The organism is Streptomyces sp. NPDC046261 (assembly GCF_040646235.1).
GTDB lineage: Bacteria > Actinomycetota > Actinomycetes > Streptomycetales > Streptomycetaceae > Streptomyces.
Window position 1 is genome coordinate 1 of sequence record NZ_JBEYZU010000023.1, and the last position, 22990, is coordinate 22990.

At 71.6% G+C, this 22990-nt stretch carries 19 protein-coding genes; 6 read left to right on the forward strand and 13 right to left on the reverse strand.

The annotated features are described in order from the left end of the window. Positions 1 to 128 precede the first annotated feature (128 nt). From ABZ956_RS27095 to ABZ956_RS27105, 3 genes are all read left to right on the forward strand, one after another. Positions 129 to 2108, forward strand: coding sequence for an APC family permease (locus ABZ956_RS27095; protein ID WP_361898918.1), 1980 nt, complete (start codon positions 129 to 131; stop codon positions 2106 to 2108). A gap of 108 nt (positions 2109 to 2216) precedes the next feature. Then, positions 2217 to 3209 carry an EamA family transporter RarD gene (rarD, locus tag ABZ956_RS27100; protein ID WP_361898921.1) on the forward strand — a complete coding sequence of 331 codons (993 nt, stop codon included), beginning with the start codon at positions 2217 to 2219 and terminating at the stop codon, positions 3207 to 3209. Positions 3210 to 3320: 111 nt separating this feature from the next. Next, positions 3321 to 4679 carry a M20/M25/M40 family metallo-hydrolase gene (locus tag ABZ956_RS27105; protein WP_361898923.1) on the forward strand — a complete coding sequence of 453 codons (1359 nt, stop codon included), beginning with the start codon at positions 3321 to 3323 and terminating at the stop codon, positions 4677 to 4679. 84 nt (positions 4680 to 4763) lie between these two features. On the opposite strand, the gene ABZ956_RS27110 is transcribed toward ABZ956_RS27105, so the two are convergent. The 6 genes from ABZ956_RS27110 to ABZ956_RS27135 form a co-directional block, all read right to left on the reverse strand. Further along, complete coding sequence (locus ABZ956_RS27110) at positions 4764 to 5645, reverse strand: ABC transporter permease (RefSeq protein WP_361898926.1); 882 nt, start codon at positions 5643 to 5645, stop codon at positions 4764 to 4766. Then, entirely contained in the window at positions 5632 to 6594 is a 963-nt protein-coding gene (locus tag ABZ956_RS27115) for an ABC transporter ATP-binding protein (RefSeq protein WP_361898929.1), read from the reverse strand. Before ABZ956_RS27115 ends, ABZ956_RS27110 begins: the two co-directional genes overlap by 14 nt. A 36-nt stretch (positions 6595 to 6630) precedes the next feature. Further along, a complete protein-coding gene (locus ABZ956_RS27120; RefSeq protein WP_361898932.1) occupies positions 6631 to 7926 on the reverse strand; it encodes a DUF2092 domain-containing protein in 1296 nt (431 codons plus the stop codon). A gap of 241 nt (positions 7927 to 8167) precedes the next feature. Then, the gene (locus tag ABZ956_RS27125; protein ID WP_361898935.1) at positions 8168 to 9178 is read right to left on the reverse strand and encodes a polyprenyl synthetase family protein; all 1011 of its coding nucleotides are present in this window, start codon (positions 9176 to 9178) and stop codon (positions 8168 to 8170) included. A 215-nt stretch (positions 9179 to 9393) separates the two neighbouring features. Continuing rightward, entirely contained in the window at positions 9394 to 10599 is a 1206-nt protein-coding gene (locus ABZ956_RS27130; RefSeq protein ID WP_361898938.1) for an FAD-dependent oxidoreductase, read from the reverse strand. Between the two features lie 57 nt (positions 10600 to 10656). Continuing rightward, positions 10657 to 11922: an ATP-grasp domain-containing protein gene (locus ABZ956_RS27135; RefSeq protein WP_361898941.1), complete on the reverse strand. Its 1266-nt coding sequence runs from the start codon at positions 11920 to 11922 to the stop codon at positions 10657 to 10659. 232 nt (positions 11923 to 12154) lie between these two features. On the opposite strand from ABZ956_RS27135, the gene fahA reads away from it, so the two are divergent. The 3 genes from fahA to ABZ956_RS27150 all read left to right on the forward strand — a co-directional run bounded on the left by fahA (position 12155) and on the right by ABZ956_RS27150 (position 14637). Then, entirely contained in the window at positions 12155 to 13336 is a 1182-nt protein-coding gene (gene fahA / locus ABZ956_RS27140; protein WP_361898944.1) for a fumarylacetoacetase, read from the forward strand. 5 nt (positions 13337 to 13341) lie between these two features. Beyond that, the gene (locus tag ABZ956_RS27145) at positions 13342 to 14058 is read left to right on the forward strand and encodes a GPP34 family phosphoprotein (RefSeq protein ID WP_361898947.1); all 717 of its coding nucleotides are present in this window, start codon (positions 13342 to 13344) and stop codon (positions 14056 to 14058) included. Positions 14059 to 14121: 63 nt separating this feature from the next. Then, positions 14122 to 14637 carry a hypothetical protein gene (locus tag ABZ956_RS27150; protein ID WP_361898950.1) on the forward strand — a complete coding sequence of 172 codons (516 nt, stop codon included), beginning with the start codon at positions 14122 to 14124 and terminating at the stop codon, positions 14635 to 14637. A 91-nt stretch (positions 14638 to 14728) separates the two neighbouring features. Here the strand turns inward: ABZ956_RS27150 and nuoN are convergent, their stop codons facing one another. From nuoN to nuoH, 7 genes are read right to left on the reverse strand one after another with little or no spacing between them, the layout of a single operon-like run. Continuing rightward, positions 14729 to 16384, reverse strand: a complete 1656-nt coding sequence (nuoN, locus tag ABZ956_RS27155) for an NADH-quinone oxidoreductase subunit NuoN (protein WP_361898953.1) — start codon at positions 16382 to 16384, stop codon at positions 14729 to 14731. Then, entirely contained in the window at positions 16381 to 17988 is a 1608-nt protein-coding gene (locus ABZ956_RS27160) for an NADH-quinone oxidoreductase subunit M (RefSeq protein WP_361898957.1), read from the reverse strand. The genes nuoN and ABZ956_RS27160 overlap by 4 nt, the downstream gene beginning before the upstream one ends. Positions 17989 to 17990: 2 nt before the next feature. Beyond that, entirely contained in the window at positions 17991 to 19886 is a 1896-nt protein-coding gene (gene nuoL, locus ABZ956_RS27165; protein WP_361898960.1) for an NADH-quinone oxidoreductase subunit L, read from the reverse strand. Positions 19887 to 19899: 13 nt separating this feature from the next. Next, positions 19900 to 20199 (reverse strand): NADH-quinone oxidoreductase subunit NuoK, encoded by a 300-nt coding sequence (gene nuoK / locus ABZ956_RS27170; RefSeq protein ID WP_071964083.1) that lies wholly within the window; start codon positions 20197 to 20199, stop codon positions 19900 to 19902. After that, the gene (locus ABZ956_RS27175; RefSeq protein ID WP_361898963.1) at positions 20196 to 21017 is read right to left on the reverse strand and encodes an NADH-quinone oxidoreductase subunit J; all 822 of its coding nucleotides are present in this window, start codon (positions 21015 to 21017) and stop codon (positions 20196 to 20198) included. The genes nuoK and ABZ956_RS27175 overlap by 4 nt, the downstream gene beginning before the upstream one ends. Beyond that, positions 21014 to 21634: an NADH-quinone oxidoreductase subunit NuoI gene (nuoI, locus tag ABZ956_RS27180; RefSeq protein ID WP_361898966.1), complete on the reverse strand. Its 621-nt coding sequence runs from the start codon at positions 21632 to 21634 to the stop codon at positions 21014 to 21016. Before nuoI ends, ABZ956_RS27175 begins: the two co-directional genes overlap by 4 nt. Then, complete coding sequence (nuoH, locus tag ABZ956_RS27185; RefSeq protein ID WP_361899133.1) at positions 21627 to 22952, reverse strand: NADH-quinone oxidoreductase subunit NuoH; 1326 nt, start codon at positions 22950 to 22952, stop codon at positions 21627 to 21629. The genes nuoI and nuoH overlap by 8 nt, the downstream gene beginning before the upstream one ends. Positions 22953 to 22990: the final 38 nt, after the last annotated feature.

Here is a 22990-nt window from a genome sequence, read left to right on the forward strand (position 1 = left end):
CGGCGATTGAGGACCGGGGGTCCGGGGGCGGAGCCCCCGGTTACGGGAAGGGGCGGGGTGGGGGAAAGATCCCGCCCGTCGGAGCGCCGGACGGCCCGGCGGCAGGGGCACGCGCTCTCATAAGGGGCATGGCCGATGCCACCCCCACCCCCGAACCCCTCGTCGTACGCGACCGGCTCGCCTACCGCGTCAAACGGCTGCTGCTGGGCCCGCCGCTCGTCACCGAGCAGCTCTCCCGCGAGAAGCTCTCCAAGCCGATGGCGCTCGGCGTCCTGGCCTCCGACTGCATGTCCTCGACCGCTTACGGCAGCGAGGAGATGCTGCGCATCCTGGTGCCGGTGGCCGGGGTCGCCGCGTTCACGCTGCTGATGCCGGTGACCGGCGCGATCCTGTTCGTCCTGCTCCTGCTGACGCTCTCCTACCGCGACGTCGTCTCCGTCTACACGCGCGCCGGGGGCTCGTACGTCGTGGCCCGGGAGAACTTCGGGCCGCGCGTCGCGCAGATCGCGGCGGTGGCGCTGCTCGTCGACTACATCGTCACCGTCGCCGTGCAGACCGCCGCCGGCACCGACGCGCTGATCTCCCTCGCGCATCTCATCGGCAAGGGCTACACCGGCATCGACCACCTCAAGCTGCCCATCACGGCGGGCGTGGTGCTGCTGCTGGCGTACGGGAACCTGCGCGGGGTGCGGGAGGCGGGGCGGGCGTTCGCCGCGCCCGCGTACCTGTTCATGCTCGCGGTCGCCCTGATGCTGACCGTGGGCCTCGCCCGGGCCCTGGACGGCGGGCTGCCGCACGCGGACGTCCACGCGCCGGGGGCCGTGCCGCTCGGCTCGCCGGGGTCGGGCTGGCTGTACGGGGTCTCGCTGTTCATGGTGCTGCGCGCGTTCGCCAACGGCGGCTCCTCGCTGACGGGCCTGGAGGCGATCTCCAACAGCGTCTCCGCGTTCCGCCGGCCCCAGGGCGTCAACGCCCGCCACACCCTGACCGTCATGAGCTGCGTCCTGGGCGTCATGGTGCTGGGCGTCTCCACGCTCGCGCACTACACGCACGCCATTCCCTACGTGGACGGCAATCCGACCGCCATCGCCCAGGAGGCCCACCTGGTCTTCGGCGGCGGCTGGCTGGGGACCACCGGGCTCGTGTACGTCCAGCTGGCCACGGCCCTCATCCTGTACACGGGCGCCAACACGCCCTTCACCGGCTTCCCCTTCCTCGCCAGCTTCGTCGCCGAGGACCGCTTCCTGCCCCGGCAGCTGACCCGGCGCGGACACCGGCTCGCCTTCTCCAACGGCATCATCTGGCTCACCATCGTCTCGCTGGCGCTGCTGCTGGTGACGCGCGCCAACGTCGACAAGCTCGTCGCGCTGTACGCCATCGGCGTCTTCACCGGCTTCACCATGGCCGCGGCCGGCATGACCGCCCATTACTGGCGGCGCCGGCAGAGCCACTGGAAGATCGCGGTGAACCTGATCGCCGCCGTGGTCTCGGCACTGGTGGTCGTGGTCTTCGCCATCACGAAGTTCACCGAGGGCGCGTGGCTGGTCGTGGTGGTCTTCCCGGTCGGGGTGTGGGCCCTGATCCGCATCAACCGCGAGTACCGGGAGGAGGCCGCGGCCCTGGAGAACGTCCCCGCGTACACCACGGACCGTCCGCACTGGCGGCGCCACGTCGTCTACGTCCTCGTCGAAAACCTCGACCTCGCCACCATCAAGGCGCTGCGGTACGCGCACGAACTGCGGCCCGACGGGGTGCGGGCGGTGCACTTCGTCATCGACGAGGCCCGGGCCCGGCGCCTGCTCGGGCGGTGGGACGCGTCCGCGGGCACCACCGTCCCCCTGGAGCTCGTCGACTGTCCCGACCGCCGGCTGCGCCACGCCGTGGCGTCCCTGGCCGCCCGGGTGACGGCCGACGGCACGACCGCCCTGACGCTGCTCATCCCGCGCCGCACCTACGCGCTGCCGCTGGGCAAGCTCCTGCACCGCGACACCGGCGAGCAGATGGCGAAGACGCTGGAGCAGCTGCCGAACGTCGCCGTGACGATCCTTCCGTTCGACGTCGCGACGGCCATCGAACGGCTGAAGGCCACGGGTGGTTCCGCCGGTTGATCACGCCCCTGTCATGACCGTCATGCGATACGCGTATGACACATGTGCGGGTGCGGCGTTACCTTCGCAAGGTCGTCGTGGGCATCGGCGCCCCCTGGGAGGAAATACGTGGAGCCGCAGAAGTCGAGGAACGAGACCCGCACCGGGCTGCTGTGCGGCGTTCTGGCCTATGGAATCTGGGGGTTGTTCCCCCTCTACTGGCCGCTGCTGGAACCGGCGGGCGCGCTCGAGATACTCGCGCACCGCATGGTGTGGTCGCTGGGCGCCGTCGTGGTCGTGCTGGCCGTGACGCGGCGCTGGGGATGGATACGCCCGCTGCTGCGGCAGCCGCGGCGGCTGGGGATGGTCGCGCTCGGCGCGCTGGTCATCTCCGCGAACTGGGGGATCTACATCTGGGCCGTGAACTCCGGGCACGTGGTGGAGACGTCCCTGGGGTACTTCATCAACCCGCTGGTCACCATCGCCCTGGGCGTCCTGGTGCTGCGCGAGCGGCTGCGCCCCGCGCAGTGGGCCGCGGTGGGAGTCGGCGTGGCCGCCGTCGTCGTGCTGGCCGTCGGTTACGGCAAGCCGCCGTGGATCGCCCTCGCGATCGCGGCCACGTTCAGCACGTACAGCCTCGTCAAGAAGAAGGTCGGGCTGGACGGCCTGGAGTCGATGGCCGCCGAGACGGCCGTGCAGTTCCTGCCGGCGCTGGGCCTGCTGCTCTTCCTGGGCGCGCGGGGCGAGTCGACCTTCGCCACCGAGGGCACCGGTCACCTGCTGCTCCTGCTTGGCACCGGCGCCATCACCGCGCTGCCGCTGATCTCCTTCGGGGCGGCGGCCGTGCGGCTGCCGCTGTCGGTGATCGGCATGCTGCAGTACCTCGCCCCGGTCTTCCAGTTCGCGCTGGGTCTGACGGTCTTCCACGAGGCGATGCCGGCCGAGCGCTGGGCGGGCTTCGCGCTGGTGTGGCTGGCGCTGGCGGTGCTGACGTGGGACGCGCTGCGTACGGCCCGTCACGCTCGGGCAGAGCTGAAGGCGGCTCAGGAGCGGGCGGCCATCGGTAACACAGAAAACACAATCACCACTCAGGAAACAGAAGCCACAGCTCAGCGCGGTTGAGCCCGCGCCCGATATCCGGAAAGCGGTGTTCGGTGTCCGAAATCCGCCCTTGACGGAGCGTCAGGGGGCCCTCAACATCATGGCCACGTCAAATGGAGTTGGGAGCCCCCCATGCGTGAACTCAACGGACCCACCCTGCCCCGAAGATCCCGACGTGGCGCCGCCCTGCTCACCGCCGGCGCGGCCGTCACCGCCACCCTGCTCGGCGTCTCCACGGTCCCGGCGCACGCGGTTCCCACCGCCGCGGTCGCCACGGCCAGGAGCGCCGCCGCACCCGACATATCCGTCGCCAACGTCAAGGCGCATCTCAACCAGCTGCAGTCGATAGCCACCGCCAACGGCGGCAACCGCGCGCACGGCCGCAGTGGCTACAAAGCCTCCCTGGACTACGTGAAGGGCAAGCTCGACGCCGCCGGCTTCACCACCACCGTCCAGCAGTTCACCTCGAACGGCGCCGTCGGCTACAACCTCATCGCCGACTGGCCCGGCGGCGACGCCGACCACATCGTCTTCGCCGGATCCCACCTCGACTCGGTCTCCCGGGGCGCCGGCATCAACGACAACGGCTCGGGGTCGGCCGGCATCCTCGAGGTCGCCCTCACCGTCGCCAAGCAGGGCTACAAGCCCGACAAGCACCTGCGGTTCGCCTGGTGGGGAGCCGAGGAGCTGGGCCTGGTGGGCTCGCAGCACTACGTGCGGCAGCTGCCCGCCACCGAGCGCCGGAAGATCGACGCCTATCTGAACTTCGACATGATCGGCTCCCCCAACCCCGGCTACTTCGTCTACGACGACGACACCAGGCTGGAGGGCGTCTTCAAGGACTTCTTCGCCACCCGGAACATCCAGACCGAGATCGAGACCGAGGGCGACGGCCGCTCCGACCACGCGCCCTTCAAGAACGCGGGCGTCGCCGTCGGCGGTCTCTTCAGCGGCGCCGACTACACCAAGACGGCCTCGCAGGCGGCCAAGTGGGGCGGCACGGCAGGCCAGCCGTTCGACCGCTGCTACCACTCCTCCTGCGACACCACGGCGAACATCAACGACACCGCGCTCGACAACAACAGCGACGCCATCGCCCACGCGGTCTGGACGCTGAGCGGCGGCTCCACCACCCCGCCCGGCGGAAAGGTCTTCGAGAGCAAGTCCGCGGTCGCCATCCCCGACGCGGGCCCGGCCGTCGAGTCCCCGATCACCGTCAGCGGTGTGCCGGGCAACGCCTCCGCGGCCCTCAAGGCCGGGGTCGACATCAAGCACAGCTACCGCGGTGACCTGGTCGTCGACCTCGTCGGGCCGAGCAACCGCAGCTACCGGCTGAAGGACTCGAGCAGCACCGACTCGGCGGCGAACGTCGTGGCCACGTACACGGTCAACGCCTCGGCCGAGCCGGCGAACGGCACGTGGAAGCTCCGCGTCCAGGACGTCGCGGCCCAGGACACCGGCAGCATCAGCGGCTGGAAGCTCACCTTCTAGCCCACCTTCCAGCCCGAGCGCATACCCACGGCACCCGCGGTACCGGTGCCGGGCGGGCCGTACGGCGCCCCGCCCGGCACCGGCTCACGCCGTGACGTCCTTCGCCGTGAAGCGCGCCCACGCGGCCGAGCCGAACACCGCCACGTACAGCGCCTGCAGGCCGAGATTGCGCAGCAGCTGGTCCCAGTAGACCGGGTCGCGCAGCAGGTCGGCGAAGCTCAGCCAGTAGTGCGGGAAGAGATAGGGCTGGACGGCGCTCAGCTGTGGGAACTGGTCGAGGATCTGGACCGTGATCAGCAGCCCCACCGTCGTGGCCATCGCGGCGATGCCGCTGCCGGTGAGCGTGGAGACGAACAGGCCCAGCGCGGCGAGGCCGGTCAGCGAGGCGGCCACCACCGCCGCGACCAGCAGCATGCGCAGCAGCCCCTGCGTGAACGGCACGGTCGTGCCGCTGATCAGCGTGACCTCGCCGACGGGAAAGAGCAGCGCGCCCACCGCCAGCGCGGAGAGGGCGACGACGAGCGTGGCCGCGCAGCAGAAGGCGACCACGGAGGTGAACTTGGCGAGCAGCAGCCTGGTCCGCCCCGCGGGGGCCACCAGCAGATAGCGCAGCGTGCCGGAGCCCGCCTCGCCGGCGATGGAGTCCCCGGCGATCACACCGATGGCCATCGGCAGGAAGAACGGCAAGGTCGCGGCGAGCGAGGTGAAGACCAGGAAGAGGCCGTTGTTGGTGACCTGGCTGATGAAGGCCGGGCCGCCGCCACCGTGGCCGGCCGCGCCGCCGTCGCCGGTCTGGACCTTCACCGCGATGCCCACCAGCGCCGGCACGGCGGCCAGCACCCCGAGCAGGGCGAGGGTGCGCCAGCGCCGGAAGACGGTGGTGATCTCGCTGTGGAAGAGGGAGAGCGCCCACAGCGGGCTCGGTGCGCGGCCCGCGGGCACGCCGGCCGGCTCAGCCCGCGACATCGAAGCCCTCCCCGGTCAGGGCGACGAAGGCGTCCTCCAGCGAGGCCCGCTCGGTGCCGAAGGCCCGTACGCGCACGTCCGCCCGGACGAGCGCGGCGTTGAGGTCGGCGAGCTCCACGGCCTCCCCGGCCGGCAGCTCGCCGCTCACGCGGTCGTCCTGGACCGCCAGGTCGTTCACTCCGTGCTCCTTGAGGACGCGGACGGCGTCCGCCGTGTCGGGGGTGGTGACGGTCAGCCGGCCGCGGGCGGAGGAGGCCAGCTCGGCGACGGGGCCCTGGGTCACCAGCCGGCCCCGGGCCATGACGGCGGCGTGCGTGCAGACCTGCTCGATCTCGTCGAGGAGGTGGGAGGAGAGGAAGACGGTGGTGCCCTCCGAGGCCAGGGCGCGCACCAGGGACCGGATCTCGCGCATGCCCTGGGGGTCGAGGCCGTTGGTCGGCTCGTCCAGGACCAGCAGCTCTCGGGGCTGGAGCAGGGCGGCGGCCAGCCCGAGGCGCTGCTTCATGCCCAGGGAGTACGCCCGTGCCTTCTTGCCCGCGGCGCCCGTGAGCCCCACCCGTTCCAGGGCGAGGGCCACCCGGGCCGCCCGGGTGCGGGGGTCGGCCTGCGGGTCGGCGGCGTCGAACCGCAGCAGATTGTCGCGGCCGGTGAGGAAGCCGTACAGCGCCGGCCCCTCGATCAGCGCCCCGACGCGGGGCAGCACCCGCCGGCCGGCCCGTGGCATCTCCTCGCCGAGCACCCGGGCGCTGCCGGAGGTCGGCTCGATCAGGCCCATCAGCATCCGGATGGTGGTGGTCTTCCCCGACCCGTTGGGGCCGAGGAAGCCGAAGACGCTGCCGCGCGGCACGACGAGGTCGAGCCCGTCGACCGCGAGCTGCCCGCCGCCGTAGCGCTTGGTGAGGCCACGCGTGGCGATCACCGCTTCTGTGGCGGCGGACGGCTCCTGCATCGCATTCCCCCTGTGCCGGGCTCTCCTCGCGCGGGCCTACTTGGCCGCGTTCGCCGCCTTGACCAGCGCGTCCTTGGAGACGGCGCCGAAGTAGACCTTGCCGTCGTCGGTCATCAGGGCGTTGACGATCCGGGTGCTGAAGACGCGGCCGGAGCCGAAGTCGCCCGAGACCTTGGAGCCGAAGCTGTCCAGCAGCGCCGCGGCGTCGCCGTTCTTGCCGGCGCCCTTGCCCGCGCTCTTGCCCTTGCCGGCCAGGGCGCCACCGGCGTCCTTGCCCGCGTCGAAGGCGGCGATGGAGGCCCAGCCCTCGCCGGTGACCTTCGGCTCGCCGCCGCCCGTGCCGGGCAGGCCCAGCGCCTCGGGCAGCGTGCCCTTGCCCTTGCCCTCGCGGTCGGCGGACGGGGCGTCCTTGGCGTCGCGCTCGGTCACCTTGGCGCCCTTGGGCGGGGTGAAGGCGAAGGTGTCCGCGCCCGGCCTGCCGAAGTCGACCTTGGTGAAGCCGGCGTCGAGGACCGCCTTGCCGCCGCTCTTCGGGGCGAGCGTGAACTTCAGCGGCACGCCGTTCTTCGCGTCGACGGCGATCCGCACGGAGCCGACCGTGGATTCGGCCTGCTTCGGCTTGATCACCAGCTGGTAGGCGTCCCGGCCGGCCACCTTGGCCGTGCCGTCGACGGTCATCGTCGTCGAGGAGTCCGCGGCCTCGACGACCTTCTTGGCCAGCTCCTGCGGCGAGGCGCCGGCCAGGTCCCGGGGCAGCTCGCCGGCGGGCTTGTGCGCGCTGTCGGCGCCCTTGCCCCGGGGGGCCTTGGAGTGCACGGCGGTGTTGCTGGCGCTGTCGTACGCCCAGACCTCGTCGCCGTTGTGGATGACGCTGTACTCGGCGGCGCGCTCGACGAGCGACAGGCGCTGCTTGTCGGGGCCGTCCACGGCCACGCGCAGGGTGTGCGTGCCGGAGGTCAGAGCGCTCAGCTTGCTCTCCGGGGTGGGGGCCGGGCCGTCCTTCTTGCCGCCGCTCCCGCTGTCCAGGCCGAAGCCAGAGGGCAGCGAGGGCAGCCCCAGATCGGTGGTGATCTTGACCGAGCCGGACAGCCGCTGGGTGTCCGAGGCGGCCATCCTGGCTATGAGGTCCTGCGCGCTGATCTTGGGCAGGTCCGGGTCGCCGGTGCTGGCGAGCGCCGACCCTATGCCGATCGTGGCGGCGGCGATGCCGGCCACCGCGACCGGTACCGCGTAACGGACGGCCTTGCGGCGGCCCGTGGCCGCCCGGGACGCGCCGCCCTCGCCCGTACCGTCGGCCCCGTCGGTGCCCGGTGTCGGCTGGATCCGTGACATGTGCTCTACCTCCGTCGTCGGCGGCGGTCTGTCGCGTCGTGCACTCGCCCCACAACCAGGCTCATGGTGGCCCGACCGCTCGATGGTGGCGCGGGAGTCCGGGGTTCTTCCCGGAGAAGACGCCTTCCATTCCACCAAAGCGGACACGCGTAGTCGTCAGCCGACGGGATCAAGTCACCGTACGTCTCCGGTATGACGCCCCCTAAGGGCACCACCGCCGCGAGGCGGAGCTGACCGGGCCTCAGCCGGCCCGGTGCACCACCGCGTCGCAGAGCTGCTCGAGCGCCGCCTTCGCGGGGCAGTCGGGCAGCGGCGCCAGCGTGGCGCGGGCCTCCTGGGCGTAGCGGACGGTGTCGCGCCGCGCCTGCTCCAGGGCCGGGTGGGCGCGCAGCCGGCGCAGCACCTCGGCGAGGAGGTCGTCGTCGGCCAGGTCGCCGGCGAGCATCTCGCACAGCTCCAGGTCCTCCGGGGCGCCCGTGGCCGCGGCTCTCGCGCGCAGGTGCAGCACCGGCAGGGTGGGGATGCCCTCGCGCAGGTCCGTGCCGGGGGTCTTGCCGGACTCGTGGGAGTCGCTGGCGATGTCCAGTACGTCGTCGGCGAGCTGGAAGGCCACGCCGAGCCGCTCCCCGTAGTGGGTGAGGATCTCGACGATGCGCTCGTCGGCGCCGGACATCATCGCGCCGTACCGCCCGGAGACGGCGACGAGGGAGCCGGTCTTGCCGGCGAGGACGTCCAGGTAGTGCTCGATCGGGTCGCGCCCGTCGCGCGGCCCCGCCGTCTCCAGGATCTGGCCGGTCACCAGGCGCTCGAACGCCTCGGCCTGGATGCGGACGGCCTCCGGTCCCAGGTCGGCGAGTATCCGCGAGGCGCGGGAGAAGAGGAAGTCGCCCGTGAGGACCGCCACGGAGTTGCCCCAGCGGGCGTTGGCGCTGTCCACGCCGCGCCGCACCTCGGCCTCGTCCATGACGTCGTCGTGGTAGAGCGTCGCCAGGTGGGTGAGCTCGACGACCACGGCCGACGGCACCACGCCCGGGGCGTACGGGTCGCCGAACTGGGCGGCCAGCATCACCAGCAGCGGGCGGAACCGCTTGCCCCCGGCCTGCACGAGGTGCTGGGCCGCTTCGTTGATGAAGGGGACGCCGCTCTTCGTGGCCTCGAGGAGTCCCTCCTCGACGGCGGCCAACCCGGCCTGGACATCGGCTTCAAGAGCCTGGTCCCGCACGCTCAGCCCGAAAGGCCCGACGACGGTCACGAGGGGTACTCCTGTCTGCCTGCGAACACGGGGATTGTCGATGTGTCGCTGTCTTGCCAAAAGTCAGCGTATCCGGTCGGCTGTCGATCACCGTGGGCGCCTGCCTTTTCGATCGCTCTCCGCCGACTGTCCCCGTGCCGGGTACCCCTTGTCCGGGGGCGGGGCCCCGGACCCGGGCGGGCCGGAAATCCGGCCCGCCCGGGTCGGGGCCCGGATCACATCGCCGCCACCGCCCTCGCCAGCCGCGGTGAGGCGTACTCGGTCCCGCACACGAACCGCATCACCGGGCCGAAGCTGGCCGCCGCCGGCAGCCCCGTGAAGAACAGCCCCGGCACCGAGGACCGGTAACCGGCCCCGAGCCGGGGGCCGCCGGCGCTCACCGCGAGCCGGGTGCGCAGCCCGGGCCCGAGGAAGTCCAGGGCCGCCACGTCCACGCGGTAGCCCGTCGCCGCGATGACGTGGTCGGCGCGCAGCTCGTTCTCCGGGCCGTCCGCGTCGCCCGCCAGGGTCAGCACCGGGCGCCCCGACTCCACCCGCGCCCGCACGATCCGCTTGCCCTCGGTCACCTGCACCCGGCCCACGAACCGCTCCCGCAGCCACCAGGCGCCCAGCGGCCCCAGCACCCGGCGCACCAGGTAGGCCCGGGTCGGCGCCGGCAGGTGGCGGAAGCCGTCCGCGTGGTACGAGAACGCGTACAGCGACCAGGCCCGCCCGAACGGGGTGTCCGGCTTCAGTGGCGACTGCCCGTCCGGGGCCGCCCCGAACCGCACCGCCCCGCGCCGCCGGGCGACGACCCGCACCGAGCCGGCGCCCGCCTCCGCCAGCAGCACCGCCGTCTCCAGTCCGGACTGCCCGGCGCCGACGACCACCACGTCCCGCCCGGCGAAGGCCGACAGGTCGCGGTGGAGCGAGCTGTGGGAGACGGGGCCGGTCACCGAGGGCCCGTCCGGCACGGCCGCGGCCAGCTCGGGCGGCAGCTGCGCGAACCCGCTCAGGCCCGTGGCCACCACCACGGCCCGCGCGGCGAACTGTTCCCCCGAGTCCAGCTTCAGCTCGAAGCCCGAGCCCGAGGCGCGCCGCTCCACCGACACCACGCGCTCCTGCTCCAGGGCGGGCACCAGCCGCTGCTGGAACCACAGGCCGTAGCGGGCGAAGGTCTCGACGGGGATGGCGTCCCAGTCCGATTCGTACCGCCGCTCCCCCACGTCCTGGCAGAAGTCGAAGAGGGTGTGGCCCGGCTGGGGGGCGTCGATGTTCGAGGCGACGGGGGTGGATTTCAGCAGCATCCCGGCGGGCATGTGCTCCCGCCAGCTCACCATCGGCGAGCCGAAGACGCGGGTGGGCACGGAGCGCGCCTTCAGGTGAGCTGCGGTCGAGAGGCCGTACGGACCGGCCCCGATGACGGCTACGGGAAGTGTCACGGGTCCCCTCCCAGGGCGTGGCCCGGCGGTGGGCCGGGCGACGTCGATACGCGGTTTTCAGTCGGCTTGCTCGGCGACGGCGGCGGAGCGGCGCCTGGAGCGCCACAGCTGCCACAGATGCCGCGCGCCCGGCCGCACGAACCGGGCGAGCATGGTGAAGAACGGCTTCATGTCGTCACGGGCGGCCCAGGCCAGTTCCGTGCCGCTCGCCCGGGCGGGGGCGTGCGGGGTGGTGTAGCCGCTGCGGCGGTAGGCGGCGAAGGCGGGCAGGTCGATGTTCTCCACGATGAAGCGGCGGCCCGCGCGCTGCTCGGCCTCCGGGACGGGCCGGCCGGTCAGGTCCAGGTGCTGGGCCCGGACGACGTCGATGCCGGCCTCGTTCTCGAAAAGCCGGAACTGGGCTCCCATCCGGGGGTTGAAGTCCAGCAGCTTGTACCGGCCGTCACGCCGGTCGAACCGCCAGTCCAGGTCGACGATCCCGCTGAAGCCGATCTGCTTGATGAACTGCGCCGCCATGGCGGCCAGTTCCGGATTGTCCACGACGTAGGCGTTGGCGGTCATGCCGGCGTGGGGCGGCCAGGAGCGCACCTTCACGCCCGTGAACATCGCCAGCGGGGTGCTCTCGGCGTCGAAGTAGGCGTGGACGATCCAGTCCTCGGCCTCCTCGCGCGGCAGGTACTCCTGCAGGATCACCCCCGGCGAGGGCCCCCAGCCGCGCGCCAGCTCCAGCAGCTCGCGCGGCCCGCCGATGCGGGTCGTGCCGTGCACGGCGGGGCGCGCCCGCCGCTCGAATGCCTCGCGGTTCTTGGCCACCAGCGGGAAGGACGCGGCCGACGCGTACTTCTCGATCTCCTCGTACGAGGCCGGGAACAGCGCCGACGGGGAGGGCACGCCGTGCTCCGCGCACAGCTCGTGCAGCCCCTGCTTGCTCGCCAGCCGGCGCGGCAGCGCCCGCTCGACGGGCGGGAAGAGGAAGGAGCCCGCCAGGGCCTCGGCGTGCTCGGCGATCAGCACGGCCGCTTCCTCGTCGGTGGGGATCAGCACCGCCGGCCGGCCGATCCTGCCGCCGATCCGCAGCAGCCCCGCCACCAGCTCCTCGGGCCGCTCGGTGCCGGTGGTCGGCCAGACGAAGCCGGAGCGCAGATAGCGGGAGAGGGCCGCGGGGGTCCATCTGTCCTCGGTGACGGCGTACATCGGGACGCCCAGCCGGCCCAGGCTGCGGATCGCGCCCACCCCGCCGTGGTGCAGGGGATAGTCGCCGATCTTCACAATCAGCCCGGGTACGGACCGGTCCGCCGCTACGGGCGCGCTCCTGCTCGCCACCAGCACCCCCCTCGGCCACCCAGCCTCAGCGGCCCCCCACTGTGTGTGACCCGACTTAGGACGCTACTTCGGAATCGCTACGTCCAGCAAGGAGTTACCGGACATTGCCTTCCCATTGGCCTCCGGTCGGACACCTGTCGGACAGCTCTTGCCCAAGAGCGGTCAGCACGTAATGTGTGGCACGGCCCACCAGCCCACACGGAGCGTCCAGGAGAAGGCGAGGCAGCGTCCCATGCCCCAGCACCACCCCCGTGAGCTGCCCGAAGGCGACCCCTTCGGCGCACACACTCTCCCGTACGGCGTCTTCACCACCCCCGACGCGCCCGACCGCCCGCGCATCGGCGTCCGCTACGGCGCACACGTCCTCGACGCCGCCGCCGCGGCCGCCGAGCACGGTTCCGCTTACGCCCCGCTGCTGGCCGCGCCGACCCTCAACCCGCTGATGGCCGCGGGACGGCGGGTGTGGCAGGCGGTACGCGCCGAGATCCGCGACTGGATCACCGGCGAGGCGCACTTCCACCCGCTGACGGACGTGACGCTGCGCCTGCCGTTCGAGGTCGCCGACTACGTCGACTTCTACGCGAGCGAGCACCACGCCACCAACGTCGGCCGCATCTTCCGCCCGAACGGCGAGGCGCTCACCCCCAACTGGAAGCACCTGCCGATCGGTTACCACGGCCGCGCCGGCACCGTCGTGGTCTCCGGCACCGACGTCGTACGCCCCCAGGGCCAGCGCAAGGCCCCGACCGACGAGGCGCCCTCCTTCGGCCCCTCCCTCCGCCTGGACATCGAGGCCGAGGTCGCCTTCGTCGTCGGCACCCCCGCGCCGGACCACACGCCCGTGCCGCTCGACGCCTTCCGCGAGCACGTCTTCGGCGTCTGCCTCCTCAACGACTGGTCGGCCCGCGACATCCAGGCCTGGGAGTACGTGCCGCTCGGCCCGTTCCTGGGCAAGTCCTTCGCGACGTCCGTCTCGGCGTGGATCACGCCGCTGGACGCCTTCGACGAGGCGCGCACGGCGCCGCCGCGGCGCACGCACCCGCTGCTGCCCTACCTCGACGACTCCGACGCCGAGCCCGGCGGCATCGACCTGCGCATCGAGGTGACCATCAACGGTGAGACGGTCTCCCGGCCGCCGTTCGCCGCCATGTACTGGACGGCCGCCCAGCAGCTCGCCCACATGACGGTCAACGGCGCCTCCCTGCGCACCGGCGACCTCTACGCCTCCGGCACGGTCAGCGGCCCCGAGCCCGACCAGCTGGGCTGCCTGCTCGAGCTCACCCAGGGCAAGGGCCCCTGGCTCGCCGACGGCGACGAGGTCACCCTCACGGCATGGGCCCCCGGCCCGGACGGCGCCCGCATCGGCCTCGGCGAGGTCACCGGCCGCATCGTGCCGGCGCGCACGGCGGGGTAGGGCGCGTGAACGGGGGACTGACGCTGCCCGAGGAACTGCTGTTGCTCGCGCACGACCCGGCGGACGGCAAGAAGCTGTGCCCGTCCCGGGACCTCGAGTACGGCCTGGCCGGGGCCGTCCTGGCGGAGCTGGAACTGCTCGGGTGCGTACGGGAGGAGGACGGGCGGCCCGTGGCGGTCGCCGGGGCGGCCCGGCCGGCCAACGCCCTGCTCTCCGTGCCGCTGTGGATGCTGCGCCCACCCGGCGAGGGCCCGAAGACCTACAAGTGGATACGGGGCAACGCCAAGGGCCAGGAGGAGTCCTGGGTGATGGGGCTGCTGCAGAGGCGGGCCCTGCGGGTGGAGCGGCGGTTCGTCGGCATCGTCCGGCGGCTGCGCTACCCGGTGGACGCGGTCGACCTCACCACCCCGGCGCGCGCCTCCTTCGACGCGGCCCTGCGCGCGGGCTTCCCCGAGCCGCGCGACCGGGCGCTGGCCGCGCTGGCGTCCGCGACCGGCATCGCCAAGGCGCTCTACCCCGGTTGGGGCGCGCGCCGGGACCGCAAGGCCATGCGTCGCCTTCGGCGCCGCCACTGGATCGCCTACGCCGTGCACCTCAACGTCGTGGCGGGTTCCGGCTCGTCCGACGGCGGCAGCGGCGGTGACGGAGGCGGTGGGGACAGCTGCGGCGGTGGCAGCAGCTGCGGTGGCGGAGGCGGCTGCGGGGGCGGCGGAGGCGACTGAGCGCTGCTAGCTTGTCGTGTCCAGTTCCAACCGGGGCTGGACACGACGAAGGAGAGAGCGCACGTGCGCAAGGCAGTACAGATCACGGGGGCGGCGATCATCGCCGCTGTGCTGATGACCGGTTGCAGCAAGAGCAGCGACGACGGTGACAAGAAGACGGACGCGAAGCCCAGCGCGGACGCCGGGCAGCAGACGCCCGTAGGCGAGGCCCCGAAGGACAAGCCGGCGGACAAGCCGGAGGGCAAGCCCGTCACGGCCGCCGAGCTCGCGGGCGGCTGGTCGAACGGCGGCAAGCTGACCGACAAGAGCATCGTCATCCTGTCGTTCGCCCAGAACACGGTGATGCTCAGCGGCAAGACCGCCTGCTCGGGCACGCTCGTCGACAACTCCCAGCCGGCGACGATCACCATCAAGCACTGCCAGGACGGCAGCACCGACTACGCCAAGGGCACCATCAAGAACTTCGACGGCAAGTCCTTCACAGTGGCCTGGGCCTCCGGCAAGGAGGACAAGATGTCCAAGGCCGTGGGCGGCGACGGCAAGCCCGTCGTCCCCGTCCCCGCGAAGCCGGCCGGCTGAACTCACCGGCATCACCGGCACCCGCAGGCATGCCACCGCCCGGCTCCCCTGCACGGGGACGCCGGGCGGCGGGCGCCGGGATGCCGGGCGGCTACCTCACGAACGTCCCCGCCTGGCCTGCCAGCTCGAGGAAGTACTGAGGCGCCACACCGAGGACGACCGTGACCGCGACGCCCACGGCGACGGCCGTGGACGTCAGCGGGCTCGGCACGGCCACGGTCGGGCCGTCGGCCTTCGGCTCGCTGAAGAACATCAGCACGATCACCCGGATGTAGAAGAACGCGGCGATCGCCGACGACACCACGCCGACGATGACCAGCGGCGCCGCCCCGCCCTGCGCCGCCGCCTTGAAGACGGCGAACTTCCCCGCGAATCCGCTGGTGAGCGGGATGCCCGCGAAGGCCAGCAGGAAGACCGCGAACACCGCCGCGACCAGCGGCGAACGGCGCCCGAGCCCCGCCCACTTGGCCAGGTGGGTCGCCTCGCCGCCCGCGTCGCGCACCAGCGTCACCACCGCGAAGGCGCCGACGGTGACGAAGGAGTACGCGGCCAGGTAGAAGAGCACCGAGGAGATGCCGTCGGGGGTGGTGGCGATGACGCCGGCGAGGATGAAGCCGGCGTGGGCGATGGAGGAGTAGGCCAGCAGCCGCTTCACATCGGTCTGGGTGATGGCCACGATCGCGCCGACCAGCATCGTGACGATCGCGACGCCCCACATCACGGGCCGCCAGTCCCAGCGCAGCCCCGGCAGGACGACGTACAGCAGCCGCAGCAGCGCGCCGAAGGCGGCGACCTTCGTCGCGGCCGCCATGAAGCCGGTGACCGGTGTGGGGGCGCCTTGGTAGACGTCGGGCGTCCACATGTGGAACGGCACCGCGCCCACCTTGAACAGCAGCCCCATCAGCACCAGGGCGCCGCCGACCAGCAGCAGCGCGTCGTTGCCCATCGTGCCGGCCAGCGCGGGGTCGAGGGTGCGGGTGGCACCGCTGACGACGTCCGCGATGCCGGAGTAGGTGACCGTGCCGGCGTAGCCGTACAGCAGCGCCACCCCGAACAGCAGGAAGGCGGAGGAGAAGGCGCCCAGGAGGAAGTACTTGACCGCCGACTCCTGCGAGAGCAGCCGCTGGCGGCGGGCCAGGGCGCACAGCACGTACAGCGGGAGGGAGAAGACCTCCAGCGCGACGAAGAGCGTCAGCAGGTCGTTGGCGGCCGGGAAGACGATCATGCCGCCGATCGCGAAGAGCGTGATCGGGAAGACCTCGGTGGTCGTCAGGCCCGCCCGGACGGCCTTGCGCTCGGCGTCCCCGCCCGGCACGGCGGCGGCCTGGGCGGCGAAGGAGTCCACGGGCCGGCCGTGCGCCGCCGGGTCGAGCCGGCGCTCGGCGAAGGTGAACACCGCGACCACGCCGACCAGGAGCACGGTGCCCTGGAGGAACAGCGCGGGTCCGTCGACGGCGACCGCCCCCATGGCCGCGATGCGCGCCTTGTCCGAGGCGTAGCCGCTCGCCGCCAGCGCGACGACGGCGGAGAAGGCGGCGGCCAGGGCGAGGACGGTCAGCAGCAGCTGGGCGTGGTAGCGGGCCCGGCGCGGCAGGAATGCCTCGATGAGGATGCCCAGGACGGCGGCGCCGAGCACGATCAGCGTCGGCGACAGCTGGGCGTACTCGAAGTGCGGGCCGGGGATCTTCTTCGGCGCCTCGGCCGCCGCCAGTGTCCACAGGCTGTGGACAGATGCTGCGTGGCTCACTTCGCGGCCTCCACATCGTTCACGCGAACATCGGGCTTGGGGTCGCCCTTCTCCACCTGCGACAGCGTGTGCTCGACCGCGGGATCCAGAATCCGGGTCACCGGCTTGGGGTAGATGCCGAGGAAGAGCAGCAGCGCGATCAGTGGTGCGACGACCACGAGCTCGCGCACCCGCAGGTCGGGCATCGTGCGCACCGGCTCCTTGACGGGGCCGGTCATGGTGCGCTGGTAGAGCACCAGTACGTACAGCGCGGCCAGCACGATGCCGGAGGTCGCGATGATGCCGACGACCGGATAGCGGCTGAACGTCCCGGCCAGGACGAGGAATTCGGAGACGAAGGGCGCGAGCCCGGGCAGCGACAGCGTGGCCAGACCGCCGACGAGGAAGGTGCCCGCCAGGACCGGGGCCACGCTCTGGACGCCGCCGTAGTCGGCGATGAGCCGGGAGCCGCGCCGGGAGATCAGGAAACCCGCGACCAGCATCAGCGCGGCCGTGGAGATCCCGTGGTTGACCATGTAGAGCGTGGCGCCGCCCTGGCCCTGGGAGGTCATCGCGAAGATGCCCAGGACGATGAAGCCGAAGTGGGAGATCGAGGCGTAGGCGATCAGGCGTTTGATGTCGCGCTGCCCGACCGCGAGCAGCGCCCCGTAGAGGATGCTGACCAGCGACAGCACCAGGATCACCGGCGTGGCCCACTTCGACGCCTCCGGGAACAGCTGGAGGCAGAAGCGGAGCATGGCGAACGTGCCGACCTTGTCCACCACCGCGGTGATCAGCACCGCGACGGGGGCGGTGGCCTCGCCCATGGCGTTGGGCAGCCAGGTGTGCAGCGGCCACAGCGGCGCCTTGACGGCGAAGGCGAAGAAGAAGCCGAGGAACAGGGCGCGTTCGGTGGTGGTCGCGAACTCCAGCTTCCCCTCGGCGCGGGCCTGGACGATCTCGGTGAGGGAGAAGGTGCCGGTGCCCAGCTGGTGGGCGGTGACCGCGTAGAGCCCGATGACGGCGGCGAGCATGATCAGGCCGCCGACGAGGTTGTAGAGCAGGAACTTCACGGCGGCGTAGCTGCGCTGGGCCGCGGTCTCGGCCTCGCCGCGCTCGCCCGCCCGGTCGCCGAAGCCGCCGATGAGGAAGTACATCGGGATGAGCATGGCTTCGAAGAAGATGTAGAAGAGGAAGACGTCGGTGGCCTCGAAGGCGATCACCACCATCGCCTCGACCATGAGGATCAGCGCGAAGAAGCCCTGGGTGGGCCGCCAGCGCGTCGAGGCGCCCTCGAGCGGGTCGGCGTCGTGCCAGCCGGCCAGGACGATGAAGGGGACCAGCAGCGCGGTGAGCGCGATGAGCACCACCGAGATGCCGTCCACGCCCAAGTCGTAGCGGACCCCGAAGTCCTTGATCCAGGCGTGCGACTCGGTGAGCTGGAAGGGGCCCTCGGCGCCCGGGTCGAAGCGCACGAGCTGGGCCGCCGCGAGCGCCAGCGTGGCGAGCGAGAAGGCCAGGGCCAGCCACTTGGCGGCCGTGCGGCGCGCGGCCGGGACGGCGGCGGTGGCGACCGCGCCCAGTGCGGGCACCGCCGCCGTGGCCGTCAGCAGGGGAAATGACATGACTAGACCGCCCTCATCAGCAGGGTCGCGGCGATGAGCAGCGCCGCACCGCCGAACATCGAGACCGCGTACGACCGTGCGAAGCCGTTCTGCAGCCTGCGCATCCGGCCCGACAGCCCGCCGACGGAGGCGGCGGTGCCGTTGACGACGCCGTCGACCAGCGTGTGGTCGACGTAGACCAGGCTGCGGGTCAGGTGCTCGCCGCCGCGGACCAGCACGACGTGGTTGAAGTCGTCCTGCAGCAGGTCGCGGCGGGCGGCCCGCACGAGCACGTTGCCGCGCGGCGCGGTGACCGGCACCGGCCCGCGTCCGTACTGCGCCCAGGCGAGCGCGACGCCGACGAAGAGGACGACCATGGTGGCCGCGGTGACCTGCACGGCCGTGACCGGCGAGTGGCCCTCCGCGTGCCCGGTGACGGGCTCGAGCCAGTTCAGGAAGGCGTCGTTGACGCTGAACAGGCCGCCGGCGAGGACCGATCCGAAGGCGAGCACGATCATCGGGACGGTCATGGTCCGCGGCGACTCGTGCGGGTGCGGCAGCTCGCCCCGCTCGTCCGGCTGCCACCGCTTCTCGCCGAAGAACGTCAGCAGCATCACCCGCGTCATGTAGTACGCGGTGATGGCGGCGCCCAGCAGGGCGGCCCCGCCCAGGATCCAGCCCTCGGTGCCGCCCTTGGCGAAGGCCGCCTCGATGATCTTGTCCTTGGAGAAGAAGCCCGACAGGCCCGGGAAGCCGATGATCGCGAGGTAGCCGAGGCCGAAGGTCACGAACGTGATGGGCATGTACGACCGCAGGCCGCCGTAACGCCGCATGTCGACCTCGTCGTTCATGCCGTGCATCACCGAGCCGGCGCCGAGGAAGAGCCCGGCCTTGAAGAAGCCGTGGGTGACCAGGTGCATGATCGCGAAGGCGTAGCCGACCGGGCCCAGCCCGGCCGCGAGGATCATGTAGCCGATCTGGGACATCGTCGAGCCCGCCAGGGCCTTCTTGATGTCGTCCTTCGCGCAACCGACGATCGCACCGAAGAGCAGCGTGACCGCGCCCACCGTGACGACCGCGGTCTGGGCGTCCGGCGCCCCGTCGAAGATCGCCCCGGACCGGGTGATCAGATACACGCCGGCGGTCACCATCGTCGCCGCGTGGATGAGCGCGGAGACCGGCGTCGGGCCCTCCATCGCGTCCCCGAGCCAGCTCTGCAGCGGCACCTGGGCCGACTTGCCGCAGGCGGCGAGCAGGAGCATGAGCCCGATGGCGGTCAGCTTGCCCTCGCCGGCCCGGTCCGCGCTCTCGAGCACGGGCCCGAAGGCGAAGGTCCCGAACGTCGTGAACATCAGCATGATCGCGATCGACAGCCCGGCGTCGCCGACGCGGTTGACCAGGAACGCCTTCTTGGCGGCCGTCGCCGCGCTCGGCTTGTGCTGCCAGAAGCCGATCAGCAGGTACGAGGCGAGGCCGACGCCCTCCCAGCCCACGTACAGCAGGAGGTAGTTGTCGGCGACCACCAGGAGCAGCATCGCGGCGAGGAAGAGGTTCAGATAGCCGAAGAAGCGCCGCCGGCGCTCGTCGTGCGCCATATAGCCGACCGAGTACAGATGGATCAGCGAGCCCACGCCCGTGATCAGCAGCACGAAGGTCATCGACAGCTGGTCGAGCTGGAAGCCGACGTCGGCGCGGAAGCCGCCGACGGGCACCCAGCTGAAGACGGTCGTGGCCAGCTCGCGGTCCTCGGCGTCGCGGCCCAGCATGCCGGCGAAGAGCACCGCGCCGATGACGAAGGACAGGGCGGCCAGCAGCGTGCCGATCCAGGGGGCGCTGCTGTCGAGCCGGCGGCCGCCGCAGAGCAGCACGCCCGCGCCCAGCAGGGGCACCAGGACGAGCAATCCGATGAGGTTCTCCACCGTCAGTGTCCCCTTACAGCTTCAGCAGGCCGGCGTCGTCGACCGAGGCCGAGTGGCGGGAGCGGAAGATCGTCACGATGATCGCGAGACCGATCACGACTTCGGCGGCGGCCACGACCATCGTGAAGAAGGCGATGATCTGGCCGTCGAGATTGCCGTGCATCCGGGAGAAGGTGACGAACGCCAGGTTGCAGGCGTTCAGCATCAGCTCCACACACATGAAGATGACGATCGCGTTCCGCCGGATGAGCACGCCGGCGGCACCGATGGTGAACAACAACGCCGCCAGGTAGAGGTAGTTGACCGGGTTCACTTGGCGCCCTCCTGCGGACGGTCCGTGTGCCGGCCCAGCCGCTCCTCCGCGCGCTGCTCCAGCGCCGCCAGGTCCGCGAGCGCGTCGGCGGACACGTCACGGATCTGACCGCGCGAGCGCAGCGTGGGGTTGACGGTGAGCTCGGACGGCGTCCCGTCGGGCAGCAGACCGGGGACGTCGACGGCGTTGTGCCGGGCGTAGACGCCGGGTGCGGGCAGCGGCGGCAGGTGCTTGCCGCGCACGCGCGCGTCGGACATCTCGCGCTGGGTGGCGGCCCGTTCGGTGCGCTCGCGGTGGGTGAGGACCATGGCCCCCACGGCCGCGGTGATGAGCAGCGCCCCGGTGATCTCGAAGGCGAAGACGTACTTGGTGAAGATCAGCGCCGCCAGCCCCTGGACGTTGCCGCCGGAGTTGGCCTGGCCCAGGCCGTTGAACCGGCGCAGCGAGGCGTTGGCGATGCCGGCCATGAGCAGGATGCCGAAGCCCAGCACGCACAGCCCCGCCAGCCAGCGCTGGCCCCTGATCGTCTCCTTCAGCGAATCCGCGGCCGTGACGCCCACCAGCATCACGACGAACAGGAACAGCATCATGATCGCGCCGGTGTAGACGACGATCTGCACGATGCCCAGGAAGTAGGCGCCGTTGGCGAGGTAGAAGACCGCCAGGACGATCATCGTCCCGGCGAGCGACAGCGCGCTGTGCACGGCCTTCTTCATCAGCACCGCGCCCAGGGCGCCGGCCACGGCGACGACCGCCAGCAGCCAGAACTGGACCGCCTCGCCGGTCGACGTCGTCGAGGCGGCGGCAGCGACGTTCATGCCTCCACCTCTTCCTCGTGGTTCTCCTTCGGCTTCTCGCCCTTGGAGACGGCGACCTGCCGCACCGTGCCCGGCGCGGCCTCGGTCACCAGGCCCCGGTAGTAGTCCTGTTCGGTCATGCCGGGGTAGATCGCGTGCGGGGTGTCGACCATGCGGTCCTCCAGCCCCGCCAGCAGCTGCTCCTTCGTATAGATGAGCGACTCGCGGCTGGCGTCGGCCAGTTCGTACTCGTTCGTCATCGTCAGCGCCCGGGTCGGGCACGCCTCGACGCACAGGCCGCACAGGATGCAGCGGAGGTAGTTGATCTGGTAGACGCGGCCGTAGCGCTCCCCCGGGGAGTAGCGCTCCTCGTCGGTGTTGTCCGCGCCCTCGACGTAGATCGCGTCCGCCGGGCAGGCCCAGGCGCACAGCTCGCAGCCGATGCACTTCTCCAGGCCGTCGGGGTGCCGGTTGAGCTGGTGGCGGCCGTGGAAGCGCGGCGCCGTGTGCTTCTTCTCCTCCGGGTACTGCTCGGTCAGCCGCTTCTTGAACATGGCCTTGAAGGTCACGCCGAAGCCGGCCACGGGATTCTGGAAGGGGGCCCGGGGGGCGTCCCCCCGGGAAGACTCGCTAGACACCGTCGGCCTCCTCTCGGTCACTGTGAGTGTCCACCCCGCCACTGACAATCAACTCTCCGTCACGGCGCGAGCGGCGCCGGGGCACGGGTGGCAGCGTCTGACCGGGCAGCGGCGGCACGGGGAAGCCGCCCGCCATCGGGTCGAACGGAGGCGCCGGCTCCGCGGCGCCCTCGCCGGCCTTGCCGCCGTCGCGGCCGCGGAAGACGTCGACGAGGAGCGAGAGCAGCAGGATCGCGAGGACCGCGCCCCCCACGTACAGCACGATGTCCTGGAAGTCGTAGTTCTCGTTGCGCAGTGCCCGTACGGTCGCCACGAGCATCAGCCACACCAGCGAGACCGGGATGAGCACCTTCCAGCCGAGCTTCATCAGCTGGTCGTAGCGCACCCGGGGCAGCGTGCCGCGCAGCCAGATGAAGAAGAACAGCAGCAGCTGCACCTTGATGACGAACCACAGCATCGGCCACCAGCCGTGGTTGGCGCCCTCCCAGAACGCGGAGAGCGGGTACGGCGCCTGCCAGCCGCCCAGGAAGAGCGTGACCGCCACCGCCGAGACCGTCACCATGTTCACGTACTCGGCCAGCATGAACATCGCGAACTTGATCGAGGAGTACTCGGTGTTGAAGCCGCCCACCAGGTCGCCCTCGGACTCCGGCATGTCGAAGGGGGCCCGGTTCGTCTCGCCCACCATCGTCGCGATGTAGACCAGGAACGAGACAGGCAGCAGCAGCACGTACCACCGGTCGTGCTGGGCCTCGACGATCGTCGACGTCGACATCGAGCCGGAGTAGAGGAAGACCGACGCGAACGCCGCGCCCATCGCGATCTCGTACGAGATCATCTGCGCGCACGAACGCAACCCGCCGAGCAGCGGATAGGTCGAGCCGGAGGACCAGCCGGCCAGCACGATGCCGTAGATGCCGATCGAGGCGACCGCGAGGATGTACAGGATCGCGATCGGCAGGTCGGTCAGCTGCATCGTCGTGCGGTGGCCGAAGACGGAGACCTCGTTGCCCGCCGGGCCGAAGGGGATCACCGCGATGGCCATGAACGCCGGGATGGCGGCGACGATCGGCGCGAGGACGTAGACGACCTTGTCGGCGCGCCGGACGACCAGGTCCTCCTTCAGCATCAGCTTGATGCCGTCGGCCAGCGACTGCAGCATGCCCCAGGGGCCGTGCCGGTTGGGGCCGATGCGCAGCTGCATCCAGGCGACGACCTTGCGCTCCCAGACGATGGAGAAGAGCACGGTCAGCATCAGGAACGCGAAGCAGAAGACGGCCTTGACGACCACCAGCCACCACGGGTCCCTGCCGAACATCGACAGGTCCTCGACGGCCAGTCGGCTCAGCGCAGGGT